Raw genomic sequence first — 15,818 nt, 5'->3', positions numbered from 1 at the left:
ACGGGGGGCGCCCCCCCCCCCCCCCCCCCCCCCCCCCCCCCCCCCCCCCCCCCCGGGGCGGGGCGGGGGGGGGGCCGGGGGGGGGCCCGGGCGGGGGGGGGGGGGGCGCCCCCCCCCCCCCCCCCCGCCCGGGGCCGCCCGCGCGACCGTACGGCGCCGTACGGCTGCGGGGCTCAGCCCGCCAGCAGGAGGGCCTGGTCCAAGGCCTGGAGGAAACGATTCGTCGTCGCCCGGTCCCGGACCGCGAGCCGCAGCCAGTTCCGGTCGAGCCCGGGGAACGTGTCCCCGCGCCGCGCCGCGAACCCGAGCAGCCGCAGCCGCTCCCGCACCGCGTCGGCGCCCTCGATCCGGATCAGCACGAACGGCCCCTCGGCCGCCGCCACCGTCCGCACCTCGTCGAACTCCGCGAGTCCCGCGAGCAGATGCGCCCGCTCCGTCCCGATCAGGTGCGCCGCGTGCTCCGCCTCCGCCAGCGCCGCGCGCGACATGCACGCCTCCGCCGCCACCAGCGCCGGCGTCGACACCGGCCACAGCGGCTGCGCCCGCTCCAGGAGCGCCACCGTCTCCGGCTCCGCCAGCACGTACCCGATCCGCAGCCCCGCGAGGCCCCAGGTCTTCGTCAGGCTCCGCAGCACCACCAGGCCCGGCAGGTCCGTCCGCCCGGCCAGTGCCTCCCGCTCGCCCGGCACCGCGTCCATGAAGGCCTCGTCCACGACCAGATACCGCCCCGGCCGGGCCAGCGCCGCGATCGTCTCCGCCGGATGCAGCACCGACGTCGGGTTGGTGGGGTTCCCGATCACCACCAGGTCCGCGTCCTCCGGCACCGCCGCCGGATCCAGCCGGAAGCCGTCCTCCTCGCGCAGCAGCACCCGGCGCACCTCGTGCCCGGCGTCCCGCAGCGCCGCCTCCGGCTCGGTGAACTGCGGGTGCACCACCACCGGTCGGCACACCGGCAGCGCCCGCGCGAGCAGCACGAAGGCCTCCGCCGCGCCCGCCGTCAGCAGCACCCGCGACGGCGGCAGGTCGTGCCGCTCGGCCACCGCCGCACGGGCCGAACGCCCGTCGGGGTACTGCGCCAGACCGGTCAGGGAATGCGCGATCCGCTTCCGCAGCCACTCCGGCGGGGTCGCCGTGCGGACATTGACCGCGAGGTCGACGAGCTTCTCGTCGCGCACCTCGGCGTCGCCGTGATGGCGCAGGTCGTGGGCGTGGGTGCCCGTGTGGGGGCCGTCCGTGTGGGTGTCCATGTCCGCCGTCGTGTGGGGGGTGGGGATGTGGGGTGTGCCAGGCTCGCCAGCGATGTACCCGCACGTCAAGGGCAACAACCGTGCGACGGACGTCACTTCGTCCGAACGAAACGGGACATTCATAGCGATTGCGCAGGTCACGCGGTGTGATTTCCGCTTCGGTACCAGCAGCACCGCCCCCGCTCCCGCCGCCCGCAGCGCCGCCGCCTCGGCCACCGACGCCGTCCCCGTCGCCGCCAGCGGCACCTCCGACGGGTGCGGCACGGCCACCCCGGCCAGCTCCTCCGCCGGGTAGCCCGTCACCGGCACCCCGAGCCGTGCGGCCGCCCCCACGATCCCCGGCGCCCCCACCCGGACGTCCAGGGTCGCGAACCCGGCCACGCGCGCGTACCCCGGCTCCCCCGCCGACCCGGCCACGCGCGCGTGCGCCTCCGCCGGCGCGAGCCCCGCCCCCGGAGACCCCGCCGTCCCCGGAGACCCCGCCGTCCCCGTCCCCCCCATCCCCGCCTCCGCGAGCGCCGCCCGGACCAGGGCCAGGACCTCGGCCTCCGTCGCGCCCGAGCGGACGCCGACGCCGATGTGCAGACAGGGGTCCCCATCCGCTACCAAGGGGCCATGGCTGTGCTCGTCGCGCTCGGCGCGTTCCTGATGACGCTCTTCGGCGGCTGGGTCGCGCAGCGCGTCACCGACCGCCGGCACCTCGTCCTCGGCCTCGCCGGCGGACTCATGCTCGGCGTCGTCGGCCTCGACCTGCTGCCCGAGGCCCTGGAGGCCGCCGGGGAGAAGGTCTTCGGCGTCCCCCAGGCCCTGCTGCTCTTCGTCGGCGGCTTCCTCTTCGCCCACGTGGTGGAGCGCCTCCTCGCCACCCGCCGGGCCTCCCACGGCGCCGACGTGGGCGAGAAACCCGGGAGGGGACCCGGCGAGAAGGCGGGGGAGCGGACCCCGCAGGTCGGACTCGTGGCCGCCGGCGCCATGGTGCTGCACAGCCTCATGGACGGCATCGCGCTCGGCGCCGCCTTCCAGGTCGGCGGCGGCATGGGCGCCACCGTCGCGCTGGCCGTCGTCACCCACGACTTCGCCGACGGCTTCAACACCTACACGCTCACCAGCGTGTACGGGAACGAGCGGCGCAAGGCGCTCGCGATGCTCCTCGCCGACGCGCTCGCCCCGATCGCGGGCGCCGCCCTCGCCACCTTCCTCACTCTTCCGGAGGAACTCCTCGGCAGCTATCTCGGCTTCTTCGGCGGCGCCCTGCTCTACCTCGCCGCCGCCGAGATCCTGCCCGAGGCCCACCACACGCACCCCGCCCGCACCACCCTGCTCTGCACGGTCGCGGGCGTCGGCTTCATCTGGCTCGTGGTGGGCCTCTCCGGCGGCTGAGCTCACGCGCAGTGCCCGACGAACCGGGCGGCGACCCCGGGGGCCCCCGCCCAGTGGGTGTGCACATAGCTCGCGTGCACCCCGCCCCGCACGAAGCCCTCCACACGGGGCTCCGGCTGCCGCAGCCCCCAGGCCGGGAGCGCGCCCGCGCCCGGCTCGATGACGGTCCGGTGGAACTCGTGCCCGCGCACCCGGGTCCCGGCCGCCGCGAGCACGCTGTCGCCGACGGCCACCGCGTCCCGGTACCCGAGCGTCAGCCGCTCCGACATCCGCGCGTCCGCGTCGAGGACCCCGCACATCGGCGTCCCGTCCAGCGAGCGCGCCAGGTACAGCAGCCCCGCGCACTCGGCGGCGACCGGCGCCCCCGACGCGGCGAGCTCCGCCACGGCCTTCCGCAGCGGCTCGTTGGCGGCCAGCTCGGCCGCGTACATCTCGGGGAACCCGCCGCCGACGACGAGCCCGCGGGTGCCCTCCGGGAGGGCCTCGTCCCGCAGCGGGTCGAAGGTCACGACCTCGGCGCCGGCGGCGGTGAGCAGCTCCGCGTTCTCGGCGTACGAGAACGTGAACGCGGCGCCGCCGGCGACGGCGACGACCGGCCGGCCCGCCGCCGGGGGCGCCCCGGCGGACGGGCTCCACTCCGGCGTGACCAGCGGCGGGGCCGACCGGGCGAGCGCGAGGAGGCCCTCCAGGTCGCAGCCGGCGAGCACCTGCTCGGCCTGCGCGGCCACCGCCTCCACCGCCTGCGCCTGCCGCTCGGCGACCGGGATCAGGCCGAGGTGCCGCGAGGGCGTGGCGACGGCGGGGGCCCGCCGCAGCACGCCGAGGACGGGCACGCCCGACTCCTCCAGGGCCTCCCGGAGCAGCGCCTCGTGCCGGTCGGTGGCGACCTTGTTGAGGATCACCCCGCCGAGCCGCACCTCCGGGTCCCAGGACGCGAAGCCGTGCACCAGCGCCGCCACCGACCGCGACTGCGAGGAGGCGTCCACGACGAGCACCACCGGCGCCCGCAGCAGCTTGGCGACCTGGGCCGTGGAGGCGAGCTCGCCCTGGCCCGCGGCGCCGTCGTACAGCCCCATCACGCCCTCGACCACGGCCAGGTCGCAGCCGCGCGAGCCGTGCGCGAAGAGCGGCGCGATCAGCTCCGTCCCGCACATGTACGCGTCGAGGTTGCGGCCCGGGCGGCCGGTGGCGAGCGCGTGGTAGCCCGGGTCGATGTAGTCGGGCCCGACCTTGTGCGGGGAGACGGCGAGCCCCCGGGAGGCGAACGCGGCCATCAGGCCGGTCGCCACCGTGGTCTTGCCGGCGCCCGACGAGGGGGCGGCGATGACGAGACGCGCTACCACTCGATGCCCCGCTGGCCCTTCTGACCGGCGTCCATCGGGTGCTTCACCTTGGACATGTCGGTGACGAGGTCGGCGAAGTCCAGCAGCTCCTGCGGGGCGTTGCGCCCGGTGATGACGACGTGCTGCTGCCCGGGCCGGTCCCGCAGCACCTCGACGACCTCCTTCACGTCGATCCAGCCCCAGTGGAGCAGGTACGCGAACTCGTCGAGGACGTAGAACTTGTACCGCTCCTCGGCCAGATCGCGCTTGACCTGCTCCCAGCCCTCGCGCGCCTTGTCCTCGTGGGACTGCTCGCCCTCGGCGACCTCGCGCTGGATCCAGGACCAGCCCTCGCCCATCTTGTTCCAGGTGACCGTCCCGCCCTTGCCGGTCTCGCCGAGCGCCTTGAGGGCGTTCTCCTCGCCGACCTTCCACTTGGCGGACTTCACGAACTGGAACACCCCGATCGGCCAGCCCTGGTTCCAGGCGCGCAGCGCCATCCCGAAGGCGGCCGTCGACTTCCCCTTGCCGACGCCGGTGTGCACCATCACCAGCGCCCGGTTGCGGCGCTGACGGGTCGTGAGGCCGTCGTCGGGTACGACGGTCGGCTGTCCCTGCGGCATTAAGCGGCCCTCCTGACAGAGCGGTTGACTTGTGCTTCCCGTACGAGCCCGGCGATCGCGTCGGCGCGCAGCTCGTCGAGGGTGACGGCGGTGCCGCCCAGATCACGGGCGAGGTCGCCGGCGAGGCCGAGCCGCACCGGGCCCGCCTCGCAGTCCACGACCACGGCGGCCGTGCCGTCGGCGGCGTGCAGCCGCGCGGCCCGCGCGGCGAGGCCCACCGGGTCGGGCCCGCCGCCGGTCGCCCGCCCGTCCGTGACGACGACGAGCAGCGGCCGGCGCGAGGGGTCCCGCAGCCGCTCGACCCGCAGCACGTCATGGGCCCTCAGCAGCCCGGCGGAGAGCGGCGTACGGCCCCCGGTGGGCAGCTCCTCCAGGCGGGCGGCGGCCGCGTCCACGGAGGACGTCGGGGGCAGCGCGAGCTCGGCGCCGCGCCCCCGGAAGGTCACCAGGCCCACCTTGTCGCGCCGCTGGTACGCGTCGAGCAGCAGCGACAGCACGGCGCCCTTCACGGCGCCCATGCGCTTGCGCGCCGCCATCGACCCGGAGGCGTCCACGACGAAGAGCACGAGGTTCCCCTCGCGTCCCTCCCGCACCGCCTGCCGCAGGTCGTCCCGGCGCACCACGAGCCCGGCGCCGGACCGCCCGCGTGCCCGCTGGTGCGGGGCGGCGGCCCGAACGGTCGCGGCCAGGTGCAGCTTGGTCAGGGCGCCCCGCGGCCGGGTGGCGCCGGTGGTCCGCCCGTGCTCGGTCCGCGCCCGGGACCGCCGCCCGGCGGCCCCGTCGCCGACGCCCGGCACGGAGAGCATCCGGGTACGGAACGGCTCGGCGGCCTTCACGGCGGCCCGCTCGCCGCCGCCCCCCTGCGGCGCGGGCGCCTGCGCGGGGGAGGGGGCCTCCTCCGGTACGTCACCGGCCTCGGGCGCGTCCCCGTCACCGGCCTGCGGCGGCACCCCGCCGCCTCCGTCGGGTCCGCCGCCTCCGTCCGGTCCGCCGCCCCCGTCGGGACCCGGGCCGTCCGGGTCGGGGTCGGGCTCGTCGTCGTGACCGTCGTCCTCGAACTGCTCCAGGGTCTCGTCGAGCTTGTCCTCGTCGAGGCCGGGCGCGTCGAAGGGGTTGCGCCGCCGCCGGTGGGGCAGGGCGAGCAGCGCGGCCTGGCGGACGTCGTCGCCGGTCACCTCGTCCCGTCCCGCCCACGCGGCGAGCGCGGTCGCGGTGCGGGCCATGACGATGTCGGCGCGCATGCCGTCGACCTCGAACGCGGCGCAGGTGGCGGCGATCCGGAGCAGCGCGGTGTCTCCGAGCACCACCTTGGGAAGCAGCTCGCGAGCGGCGACGATCCGCTCCCGCAGCGCGGCCTCCTCGCCGGCCCACCGGGCGGCGAACCCGTCGGGATCGTCCTCGAACGCGAGCCGCCGCCGCACCACCTCGACCCGCTCCCGCGGGTCGCGGGAGGCGGCGACCTCCACGGTCAGCCCGAACCGGTCGAGGAGCTGCGGCCGCAGCTCGCCCTCCTCGGGGTTCATGGTCCCGACGAGCAGGAACCGCGCGGCGTGCCGCACGGAGACGCCCTCGCGCTCGACGTGCGAGGCGCCCATGGCGGCGGCGTCGAGGAGGTGGTCGATCAGATGGTCGGAGAGGAGATTGACCTCGTCGACGTAGAGGATGCCCCGGTGCGCGGCGGCGAGCAGCCCCGGCTCGAACGCCTTCACGCCCTCGGCGAGCGCCTTCTCGATGTCGAGCGCCCCGACGAGCCGGTCCTCGGACGCCCCGACGGGCAGCTCCACCATCCGCGCGGGACGCGCCTGCGCGCCCCCTTCGGCGTGCGGCCCGTCCGGGCAGCCCGGATCGGGCGAGGCGGGGTCACAGCTGAACCGGCACCCGGCGACGACGGCCACCTCGGGGAGCAGCTCGGCGAGCGCGCGCACGGCGGTGCTCTTCGCCGTTCCCTTCTCGCCCCGGACGAGTACGCCGCCCACGGCGGGGCTGACCGCGTTCAGCAGCAGCGCGAGCCGCAGGTCGTCCATGCCGACGACGGCGGTGAACGGAAAGCGGGTGCTCATGCGGTGTTCCTCTCCTGAAGATGACTGTCGGCCGCCGAAGGCGGGCGACCGCGCACGGGGGCCGCCCGCGGGTGGGGTTCCGACCCGCACGCGGGGTGCGGGTGCGGACCACGGCCCGGCCGGAGGCCGGGCGCGGGCCCCCGCGCGGCTCGCCCGCGCGGCGCCGCCGCCCCGAGCCCCCTCACGGGGCGCCCGGCGGCACGAACGGCAGGTCCTTCGGGGGGCCCTGTTCGATGAGCCGCAGCAGCGCGTCCGTGTCGGCGTGCTCCTCGATCAGGTCGCCGAGCCGGTCGAGCTGCTCCTCCCGGAGCGCGCCGAACGACGTGTCGGGCGCGGGCACGAAGGCCCGGCCGGCCGCCGCCGCGACCTCGCGGAGGAACGCCCGGCGGAAGCCGTCGCTCTCCAGCGAGCCGTGCCAGTGGGTGCCCCAGACGGCGCCGACCCGGCAGCCGTCGAGGAACGGTTCGCCGCCGAGCACCTCCGCGACGCCGTGGTGGATCTCGTACCCCTCGACCCGTTCCCCGAGGGCCTCGCCGACCGGCCGCGAGAGGGTCTTCTCGCGCGCGAACCGGACGCGTACGGGCAGCAGCCCCATGCCCTCGACGGCGCCCGCCCGCGACTCGACCTCGTCCTCGATGTGCTCGCCGAGCGCCTGGAAGCCGCCGCAGACGCCGAGCACCGGCCGGCCCTCGGCGGCCCGCCGGGCGAGCGCGTCGGCGAGGCCCCGCTCGCGCAGCCATGCCAGCGCCTTGACCGTCCCCCGGGTGCCCGGCACCACCACGAGGTCCGCGTCGGCCAGCTCCTCCGGCCGGTCCACGAACCGCACGATCACGCCGGGTTCCGCGGCGAGCGCGTCCACGTCGGTGAAGTTCGACATCAGCGGGACCGCGCAGACCGCGACCCGCAGCACGTCCGCGCCGACCGGCGGCGCGACGACCGACTCGCGGACGGTGCCGCGCAGGGAGACCCGGAGGCCGTCCTCCTCGTCGATCCCGAGGCCGTGCGCGTACGGCAGGACGCCGTAGGTCCGGCGCCCGGTGAGGCCGTGCAGCATGTCCAGGCCCGGCTCCAGGAGCGTCACGTCGCCACGGAACTTGTTCACCAGGTATCCGGCGATCAGCTCCTGGTCCTCGGGCGCGAGCAGCGCCGTCGTGCCGAAGAACTGGGCGAAGACCCCGCCCCGGTCGATGTCGCCGACCACGACGACGGGCAGCCGCGCGGCCCGCGCGATGCCCATGTTGACGATGTCGGTGCGCCGCAGGTTGATCTCGGCCGGGCTGCCGGCCCCCTCGCAGATCACCGCGTCGTGCGTGGCCCGCAGCTCCTCCAGGCAGGCCAGCACCGGCTCGAACAGGGTCCGCTGACGCCCGCCGTGGTAGCCGCGGGCGCTCATCTCGCCGACCGGCCTGCCCATCAGGACGACCTGGCTGGACCGGTCGCCGCCCGGCTTGAGCAGCACCGGGTTCATGAGCGCGGTCGGCTCGACGCGCGCGGCCTGCGCCTGCATGGCCTGCGCGCGCCCGATCTCGGCGCCCTCCCGCGTCACGAAGGAGTTGAGGGACATGTTCTGCCCCTTGAACGGCGCGACCTTGACGCCCTGCCGGACCAGCCACCGGCAGATGCCCGCCGTGACGACGCTCTTGCCCGCGTCGGAGGTCGTCCCGGCGACGAGCAGCCCCCCACCCCTCACTTCGTCCTCCGCTTCACCGTGTCGGTCAGGATCCGGCCGCCCACGCAGGCGGCCAGGGTCAGCCAGGTCACCCGGCGGGAGAGCCGGACGGCCCGGTCGACGTCGGCGACCTCCACGGGCCGCCCCTCGCCGTTGAGCACGGGCCGGTGCTCGACCCGCCCGCCGTAGGAGAGCGTCCCCCCGAGCCGTACCCCGAGGGCGCCCGCGAACGCCGCCTCGACGGGTCCGGCGTTGGGGCTCGGGTGCTTCCCGGCGTCCGCCCGCCAGGCCCGTACGGCTCCGCGCCGGTCGCCGCCCGCGAGGACGGCGAGCGCGGCGGTGAGCCGGGCGCCCGGCCATCCGGCCAGGTCGTCGAGGCGGGCGGAGGCCCAGCCGTAGCGGCGGTGGCGGGGCGACCTGTGGCCGACCATGGCGTCCAGCGTGTTCACGGCCCGGAAGCCGAGCAGGCCGGGCACGCCCGCGACCGCGCCCCAGACGAGGGCGCCGACGACGGCGTCGGAGGTGTTCTCGGCGACGGACTCGACGACCGCGCGGGCCATCGCCGGCCCGTCCAGGGCCTGCGGGTCGCGTCCGACGAGGTGCGGCATCCGCTCCCTGGCGACCTCCAGGTCGCCGGCGGCGAGCGCCCCGCCGATGGCCCGGGCCTCCCGGCCGAGGGTCGTGCCGCCGACGACGGCCCACACGGCGGCGGCGGTCAGCGCGGCGGAGCCGGTCCCGCTGCTCCGGACCGCTCGGGCGGCCAGCGCCCCGGCGGCGACGGCGCCACCCACGCAGACGGCGGTGTGCAGGGCGCCCCGGCCCCGGTGGTCGCGCCAGAGGCGCCTCTCGACGGCGGCGGCGGCCCGCCCGAAGGCGGCGACGGGGTGACCGCGGCGGGGATCGCCGATGACCAGGTCGACGGCGAGGCCGGCGGCCGCTCCGTACGCGAAGACTGCGGTGGTCCGGGAGACCACGGGGGTGCGGCCGGGCATGGCGGCGTGTCCTCACTCAGGGTCCGCGCCCTGGGTCGACGTGACGGGCGGCGAGAGTTCCTGACTCCCGGCCCGGGTTCACCGGGGCCGGTCACAGTGGCGGGACCGCGCCGGAATCGCACCGGGCTTCCTCTCCATTGCCGCCGTATTGGCCCCGGCAGTCCACCACGCCCCGCGAACGGCCGTCAACTCACCCTTGACCTGCGACGGGTCACTGTGCGGAGCACCACAGACACGAGGGCCGGGCCCGCCCTCGTGAGAGGAGCGGACCCGGCCCTCCGGGTGCCGTGGGTCAGACGACGATCAGGTAGATGCCGTACGCGACGGCCGCCGCGCACAGGGCGAAGCAGGCGTAGGCGCCGGTGCGGGCGAGGACGGCGGAGCCGCCCGCGGCCGCGGCCTTCTCCTGCTTGCCGAGGCCGACGATCCCGAGGGTGAAGAGGCCCACGAGGGCGACGGTCGCCACGAGGCTGACTCCGAAGACGGAGCCGAGAGCTGCCCAGTCGATCTTCATGGCTTGGTTCCCGTTTCCTTAGGGGTTCTCAGACCGCGGCGGCGGGGGCCGGGGGAGCGGCGGGGTCGTTCGGGCCCGGCGCGTGGATGGTGGTCTTGAGGCCGTCGTCGGCGACCGCGGCGACGGAGCCGGCGGGCGGCGGGGTGACGGCGGCGATGGCGGTCGTCACGACGCCGGGGGCGCCGGAGTCGCCGTCGATGTCGTCGGCGGTGACGTTGTGGTGGTCGACCGGCTGGCGGCGGGAGAGCGCCCAGATGACGGCCGAGCCGCCGATCAGGAGGGCCGCGGTGACGGCGATGCCCCAGGTGCCCTGCTTGGTGAGGAACTCGGCGGCGGCGCCGACGAGACCGGCGGCCGGGAGGGTGAGGCCCCAGGCGACGAACATCCGGGTGGCGGTCGACCAGCGGACGACGCCGCCCTTGCGGCCGAGGCCGGCGCCCATCACGGCACCCGAGCAGGACTGGGTGGTGGAGAGGGAGAAGCCGAGGTGCGAGGAGGCCAGGATGACCGTCGCGGCGCTGGTCTGGGCGGCGAAGCCCTGCTGCGGCTGGAGGTCGGTGAGGCCCTTGCCCATGGTGCGGATGATGCGCCAGCCGCCGAGGTAGGTGCCGAGCGCGATCGCCAGGCCGGCCGAGACGATGACCCACAGGGGCGGGTTCGAGCCGGGGGCGACGACGCCCTGGGTGACCAGGGCGAGGGTGATGATGCCCATCGTCTTCTGGGCGTCGTTGGTGCCGTGGGCGAGCGAGACGAGGCCCGCGGAGGCGATCTGGCCGGCCCGGTAGCCCTTGGCGGTCGCCTTGGCCTCCGGGTTCGCCTTGATCTTGTACGTCAGCCTGGTCGCGGCCATCGCGGCGAGACCGGCCACGAGCGGCGCGGCCACGGCCGGGATGAGGACCTTGGTGACGATGGTGGAGCCGTTCACGGCCGACCAGCCGGCCGACATGACCGCGGCGCCGATGAGGCCGCCGAAGAGCGCGTGGGAGGAGCTGGACGGCAGGCCCAGGAGCCAGGTCAGCAGATTCCACAGGATGGCGCCGACGAGGGCCGCGAAGATCACTTCGGTGCGGATCCCCTCCTCGTTGATGATCCCGCCGGAGATCGTCTTGGCGACCTCCACGGACAGGAATGCGCCGACCAGGTTCAGCACGGCGGACATGGCCACCGCCGTCTTGGGCTTGAGGGCACCGGTCGAGATGGTCGTGGCCATCGCGTTGGCGGTGTCGTGGAAACCGTTCGTGAAATCGAACACGAGAGCTGTCACGACCACAATGGCGAGCAGCAGCGTGATGTGTTCCATTTACCCAGGCAATCGTTTGACGTCAGTGGCTCGTCGAACGTAGGCAACCTGAGTGAACGGAAGGTGAACTGGACAGGGCATCACAGTGTCTCGATCCGGCGCCGTGAGATTCCGCTTCCGCTCCGGGGCGCCCTTCTGTCCACCATCCGGTCACCCCGGAACCACGGGTCATCCCGCCCCCCGGCCCCCACCGGACCCGCCGCCCTCCCCGGCCCCGCCCGTCCGTCCCACCCCCTGGACGCCTTCATCCCCACGGGCCACCCCCGAGGAGACCCTCGTCACCCTCAGGGGCGACACCCGCGGACACCCGCCCGGCCCCGCCCGGTGGCGGCCCCGCCGCCTCCCCCCGAGACTGGGCACGTGCGCCCGGCTACAGCGACGGCAGCGGCCGTCACCACCCTGATCGGTCTCGGCGCGGCCGCTGTGGCGGCCGGCCGCCACGCCAGCGACGTCGCCCTCAGGGCGGCCTCGGGCCGAGCCCTCCCCGGAGACCCCAAGCTCACCGTCCACGCCACGGGACCCGAGCGGGTCACCCTCACCCGCAGCCTCGCCTCGCTGCGCCCCGGCACGTACGGGCTGACCGCGCCCGGCCTGCACGCGGTCGCCGGACCGGTCCTCGACCGCGTCCCGCACACCGCCGACACGGTCGTCCGCCGCCTCGAACGCGTCGAGCGCGGCGCCCTCGGCCCCGGCAGCCGCGTCCGCCTCACCCCCCAGCTGCACACCGGCACCCCCGAGACCGCCCTCGGCCTGCCGCACGAGGACGTCGAGATCCCCGGCGAACTGGGCCCCCTCCCCGCCTGGCTGGTCACGGGCCCGCGCTCCACCTGGGTCGTGGCCCTGCACGGCATCGGCGCGAGCCGCGAGCACACCCTGAACCTCGTCCCCTTCTACGCCCGCCGCCGCGTCGCCGTCCTCGTCCCCGCCTACCGCGGCGACCGGGGCGCCCCCGCCCCGGCGGACGGCCTCGCCCAGCTCGGCGACACCGAGTGGCGCGACGTCGACGCGGTCCTGCGGTACGCGGTCCGCCGCGGCGCCGCCAAGATCGTCCTGCACGGCTGGGGCACCGGCGCCACGATGGCGCTGCGCGCCGCCGCCGAGTCGGGCGTGCGCGACCGCATCGCCGGCCTGGTCCTGGACTCCCCGGTCCTCGACTGGGAGGCCACCGTCCGCAACCTCGCCGCCGCGCGGGGCGTCCCCGGCCCGCTGGTCCCGCTCGCCGTCCGCGCCGCCCTCGGCCGCACCGGCCCGCACCCCGACCACACGGCGGGCCTCGGCGTCCCGGTCCTCCTCGCGCACGGCCCCGACGACACGATCTCCCCCTGGGAGCGGTCCGTCGAACTGGCCGCGGGCCGCCCGGACCTGGTGACCCTGCTGACCGTCCACCAGGCCCCCCACACCGCGATGTGGAACGCCGACCCCCTCCGCTACGAAGAGGCCCTGCGCCGCTTTCTGACCCCCCTCGTGTAGCGCTCCCACCGCCCACCGCCCGCGGGCGGCGGCCCGTTCGCGACGGCGTGGCGGATTCCGATTGGGCTTTCGGGCCGTCAGCGGGAAGACTGCCCCCGTGACGTCTCGAAAGCCCGATGAACCATTGGCGCGCAACTCCAGACTCCGCCTCGTCCGTCCGCGCTCGCTGGCCACCGCACGGCGGGCCGCGACGACGCGCCGCACCCGGCCTGCCCCGAGGCCGCCCGAGGGCACTCCGCCCCGCGCGGAACTGGCCCGCCAGGCCAGACTCGTCCTCGCCGACGCCGTGCGCATCGCCCGCTGGGCCGCCGCCCCGCGCGGCCCCCAGCCGGGTCCGCGCGCGGCGACGGCTCCGCCGTCCTCCGCTTCCGCCACCGGCTCCTCCGCCGCCTCCGCGCCGAGCGCGACCACCGCCGAACAGGCCGCCGCCGCACTCGACCTGACGCCGGAACGGGTCAGGGCCGGCTGGGACCGGGCCCGGCTCGCCGGTCTCGTCGAGCTCCACGGCGCCACCGTCCGCCCCGGCTGGCGGCTCCAGGCCTGGGACCGGGACGACTCCGCCGTGCTCCGAGGCTGGGTCGCGCTCCTCGACGCCTGGTCGCTCGTCCACCCCGCCCCCGAGGGCGTCGCGCCCGGCGCGGTCGCCGAGGTCGTGGAGGCCGTGCCGCAGGTGCTGTCGCTGCTCCAGCTCTCCCAGGGCCCCGTCCTCGTCCCCGTCCTCCTCGACCTCCTCGGCCAGCGCGTCGACGAACTCCGCGAGGAGCGCTGCGAGGTGCCCGGCGACGGCGCGCCCGCGCAGCCGGCGCCCCCCGCCGAGCGGCTGCCCGCCCTGCTCGACTGGGCCCTGGAGGGCCTCGCCGAGGTCGGCGCGCTCACCCTGGACGGGGAGGACGGCCCGGAGGGACGTCACGCGACCCTGACCCCGCTCGGCAACTGGGCGGTGTGGGTCAAGCTGGAGCAGATCTGCGTGGCCGCGCAGAGCCCCGCCGGCAACATCGAGCAGTCCGCCGCCGACATGCTCCGCGGCTGCGCCCGGCTCACCCCGGGACCGGCCCGCGACGAGTACCGCGCGTGGCTCGCCGCCCGCCCGCTGGCCGGCGCGGTCGCCGAGCTCCTCGCCGCCGCGCGCGGCGAGGACGCGCTGCTGCGCGGCCTCGCCTTCGAGGCGCTGCGGGTCGTCGGCGCCCCCGCCGAGGCGGAGGTCCGCGCCGCGGTCGCCGAGCCCTCGCTGCGCCCGTACGCGCTGCTGTGGCTCGCCGAGTACGAGGGCACCGACCCCGACGACGCGCAGGAGGTCCTCACCCGCGAGGAGGCGACCTGGCTCTGGGTGGACACCGCGGCCGCCGTGGCCGACCACGGGGAGAGCGAGCTGCTGGTGCGGCACCTGGACTCGGCCGTGCAGGGCACCGTGCCCGCCCTCCTGGAGGAGGTCAGGGCGGTGGGCCACCCGAGAACGGTCCAGGTGCTCGTGGCCCTCGCCGCCGCCCACCCCGACCCGGCCCTGGCCAAGGCGGTCCGCCGCGCCGCCTTCCAGGTGCACACCGGCACGGTCTGACGCCGCCCGGCCCGGCGGGCGCCGCTCCGGCGCCCGCCCGCGGTGCTCCCGGCTCAGCCGGCCCCGCCGGGCGCGTACGTCCCGAAGCTCCAGACGTTGCCCTCGCCGTCGCGGGCCATGTAGTCGCGGGAGCCGTACTCCTGGTCCGTGGGCGGCATCAGGATCTCCACGCCGTGCGCGACGGCGCGGGCGTGGTGCTCGTCGACGTCGCGGACCCGGACGTAGACCCCCACCGGACCGGAACCGGCCATCAGCTTGTCGAACTCGCTGCCGGTGCCCGAGCTGCCGAGCATCACCGTCCCGTTCCCGTACGACAGCTCGGCGTGGGCCACCAGGCCGTCCTCGCCCTCGTACACCGCGGTGGCGGTGAACCCGAACGCCTCCGTGAGCAGCCTGATCGCCGCCTTCGCGTCCCGGTACGTCAGCGCCGGACAGATGTCGGGTGCCTCGGACATCCCGCTCACTCCCTCTCGATCGACCCCGCTCGGTCGGATGTGACCTGGGGCACAGTCTCGCAGTCCGCATCGGCCCTCAGCGGAAGGTGTCGCACCGGGCCATGTCGCCGGTCCGGTAGCCCGTGGCGAACCACTCCCGGCGCTGGTCCGCCGAGCCGTGCGTCCAGCTCTCCGGGGTCACCCGGCCCTGGAAGCGCTCCTGGATGCGGTCGTCGCCGACGGCCGCCGCCGCGTCCAGGCCGTCCCGGATGTCGGTGTCGTCGAGCCGGGTGAGCAGCGGACGGCCGGTGGACTCGTCGGGGGTGGTCGTCGCGTGCCGGGCCCACACGCCCGCGTAGCAGTCCGCCTGGAGCTCGACGCGGACCGCGTCGGAGTCCGCCCCGGTCCGCCCGTCCTGGGCGCGGCTGAGCGTCCCCATCAGGTTCTGGACGTGGTGGCCGTACTCGTGGGCCACCACGTACGCCTGGGCGAAGGGGCCGCCGCTGGAGCCGAACGTGGTCCGGAGCTCCTCGAAGAAGCCCAGGTCCAGATAGACCCGCCGGTCGCCGGGGCAGTAGAACGGCCCGACCGCCGAGCTCGCCGCGCCGCACGCGGTGCCCACCCGCTCGCTGAAGAGGACGGTGGAGGCGGGGGCGTAGGTGCCGCCCCGGCGCGCGTACTCGCCGCGCCAGTAGTCCTGGAGGCTGTTGACCACGGCCACGGTCCGGCAGTCCTCCCGGGCGTTGGCGTCCGCGCCGGTCCGGCACTCCCGGCCCACCTGCGCGGCGGAGGAGGAGCTGGCCGCGGGGGCCTCCTCGCCGCCGTCGGAGAGCCCGAGCTGGTCGGGGCCGACGCCGAAGAGGACGCCGAGGATCAGCGCGATGAAGCCGATGATCCCGCCGCCGACGGTGGCCCTCCCGCCCGGGATGCGGCTGCCGCGGACGTCCTTCACCTCGGAGGTGTCCAGACGGGCGTCGTCGTCGAACTGCACGGTCCACCTCCGCGTCGCCGCGGCGGCCAGACCGCCGCCCTCCGCCGAGTATCGAATGATCTCGAACGATCCGCTCTTTTTAGGGGTGAATCAGGGGACTCGCTGACTGGTGAGAGAAAAGTCCCTTCCGTCCGTCGCCGCCCTTGTGGCCGAAAACCAGTTGCATCCGCCCGTTAGACTGGCCGCATGGCCGTTCTCCTCTGGGTGCATTAGCGGCGCCGACGCCCGCCACCAGCCGTCTCGTCCGCCGTCTTCCCACCG

Annotated in this window: 13 protein-coding genes and 1 riboswitch; of the genes, 3 read left to right on the top strand and 10 right to left on the bottom strand. The window is 76.0% G+C overall.

All coding sequences use genetic code 11. The features are described 5' to 3' along the window. Window positions 1–173 precede the first annotated feature (173 nt). A complete protein-coding gene (cobC, locus tag ACFZCF_RS00320) occupies window positions 174–1,826 on the bottom strand; it encodes an Rv2231c family pyridoxal phosphate-dependent protein CobC (protein WP_391284736.1) in 1,653 nt (550 codons plus the stop codon). A 36-nt stretch (window positions 1,827–1,862) separates the two neighbouring features. On the opposite strand from cobC, the gene ACFZCF_RS00315 reads away from it, so the two are divergent. Further along, complete coding sequence (locus ACFZCF_RS00315; RefSeq protein WP_391283641.1) at window positions 1,863–2,627, top strand: ZIP family metal transporter; 765 nt, start codon at window positions 1,863–1,865, stop codon at window positions 2,625–2,627. Window positions 2,628–2,629: 2 nt separating this feature from the next. Here the strand turns inward: ACFZCF_RS00315 and ACFZCF_RS00310 are convergent, their stop codons facing one another. The 7 genes from ACFZCF_RS00310 to ACFZCF_RS00280 form a co-directional block, all read right to left on the bottom strand. After that, window positions 2,630–3,970: a cobyrinate a,c-diamide synthase gene (locus ACFZCF_RS00310; RefSeq protein WP_388439162.1), complete on the bottom strand. Its 1,341-nt coding sequence runs from the start codon at window positions 3,968–3,970 to the stop codon at window positions 2,630–2,632. Beyond that, on the bottom strand, window positions 3,964–4,572 hold the full coding sequence (gene cobO / locus ACFZCF_RS00305; protein ID WP_382807476.1) for a cob(I)yrinic acid a,c-diamide adenosyltransferase: 609 nt from the start codon (window positions 4,570–4,572) through the stop codon (window positions 3,964–3,966). Before cobO ends, ACFZCF_RS00310 begins: the two co-directional genes overlap by 7 nt. Next, window positions 4,572–6,632, bottom strand: coding sequence for a putative cobaltochelatase (locus ACFZCF_RS00300; protein WP_391283638.1), 2,061 nt, complete (start codon window positions 6,630–6,632; stop codon window positions 4,572–4,574). Before ACFZCF_RS00300 ends, cobO begins: the two co-directional genes overlap by 1 nt. Before the next feature lie 181 nt (window positions 6,633–6,813). Further along, entirely contained in the window at window positions 6,814–8,322 is a 1,509-nt protein-coding gene (locus tag ACFZCF_RS00295; RefSeq protein ID WP_391283636.1) for a cobyric acid synthase, read from the bottom strand. Then, a complete protein-coding gene (locus tag ACFZCF_RS00290) occupies window positions 8,319–9,293 on the bottom strand; it encodes a cobalamin biosynthesis protein (protein ID WP_391283634.1) in 975 nt (324 codons plus the stop codon). Before ACFZCF_RS00290 ends, ACFZCF_RS00295 begins: the two co-directional genes overlap by 4 nt. A gap of 54 nt (window positions 9,294–9,347) precedes the next feature. Beyond that, window positions 9,348–9,427: riboswitch (cobalamin riboswitch) on the bottom strand. Window positions 9,428–9,585: 158 nt separating this feature from the next. Continuing rightward, window positions 9,586–9,807: a hypothetical protein gene (locus ACFZCF_RS00285; protein ID WP_384677891.1), complete on the bottom strand. Its 222-nt coding sequence runs from the start codon at window positions 9,805–9,807 to the stop codon at window positions 9,586–9,588. 28 nt (window positions 9,808–9,835) lie between these two features. Then, entirely contained in the window at window positions 9,836–11,107 is a 1,272-nt protein-coding gene (locus tag ACFZCF_RS00280; RefSeq protein ID WP_391283631.1) for an inorganic phosphate transporter, read from the bottom strand. Between the two features lie 360 nt (window positions 11,108–11,467). On the opposite strand from ACFZCF_RS00280, the gene ACFZCF_RS00275 reads away from it, so the two are divergent. Together ACFZCF_RS00275 and ACFZCF_RS00270 are read left to right on the top strand one after the other, a co-directional pair. Beyond that, complete coding sequence (locus tag ACFZCF_RS00275) at window positions 11,468–12,577, top strand: alpha/beta hydrolase (RefSeq protein WP_388439146.1); 1,110 nt, start codon at window positions 11,468–11,470, stop codon at window positions 12,575–12,577. 97 nt (window positions 12,578–12,674) lie between these two features. Continuing rightward, complete coding sequence (locus tag ACFZCF_RS00270; RefSeq protein WP_388439142.1) at window positions 12,675–14,132, top strand: hypothetical protein; 1,458 nt, start codon at window positions 12,675–12,677, stop codon at window positions 14,130–14,132. A gap of 53 nt (window positions 14,133–14,185) precedes the next feature. Here ACFZCF_RS00270 and ACFZCF_RS00265 read toward each other — a convergent pair whose 3' ends face one another. Further along, a complete protein-coding gene (locus ACFZCF_RS00265) occupies window positions 14,186–14,587 on the bottom strand; it encodes a VOC family protein (RefSeq protein ID WP_391283628.1) in 402 nt (133 codons plus the stop codon). A gap of 76 nt (window positions 14,588–14,663) precedes the next feature. Then, entirely contained in the window at window positions 14,664–15,557 is an 894-nt protein-coding gene (locus tag ACFZCF_RS00260) for a neutral zinc metallopeptidase (protein ID WP_391283626.1), read from the bottom strand. Window positions 15,558–15,818 lie beyond the last annotated feature (261 nt).

The organism is Streptomyces sp. NPDC007945 (genome assembly GCF_042958885.1).
In the GTDB taxonomy this organism is placed as follows: Bacteria; Actinomycetota; Actinomycetes; order Streptomycetales; family Streptomycetaceae; genus Streptomyces.
This window is presented reverse-complemented; position numbering and strand designations above follow the sequence as displayed.

Bases quoted from the DNA above. Each gene is read 5' to 3' on its own strand.
- ACFZCF_RS00315 (WP_391283641.1), top strand. From the start codon at position 1,863: ATGGCTGTGCTCGTCGCGCTCGGCGCGTTCCTGATGACGCTCTTCGGC.
- cobO (WP_382807476.1), bottom strand. From the start codon at position 4,572: ATGCCGCAGGGACAGCCGACCGTCGTACCCGACGACGGCCTCACGACC.
- ACFZCF_RS00300 (WP_391283638.1), bottom strand. From the start codon at position 6,632: ATGAGCACCCGCTTTCCGTTCACCGCCGTCGTCGGCATGGACGACCTG.
- ACFZCF_RS00290 (WP_391283634.1), bottom strand. From the start codon at position 9,293: ATGCCCGGCCGCACCCCCGTGGTCTCCCGGACCACCGCAGTCTTCGCG.
- ACFZCF_RS00285 (WP_384677891.1), bottom strand. From the start codon at position 9,807: ATGAAGATCGACTGGGCAGCTCTCGGCTCCGTCTTCGGAGTCAGCCTC.
- ACFZCF_RS00280 (WP_391283631.1), bottom strand. From the start codon at position 11,107: ATGGAACACATCACGCTGCTGCTCGCCATTGTGGTCGTGACAGCTCTC.
- ACFZCF_RS00265 (WP_391283628.1), bottom strand. From the start codon at position 14,587: ATGTCCGAGGCACCCGACATCTGTCCGGCGCTGACGTACCGGGACGCG.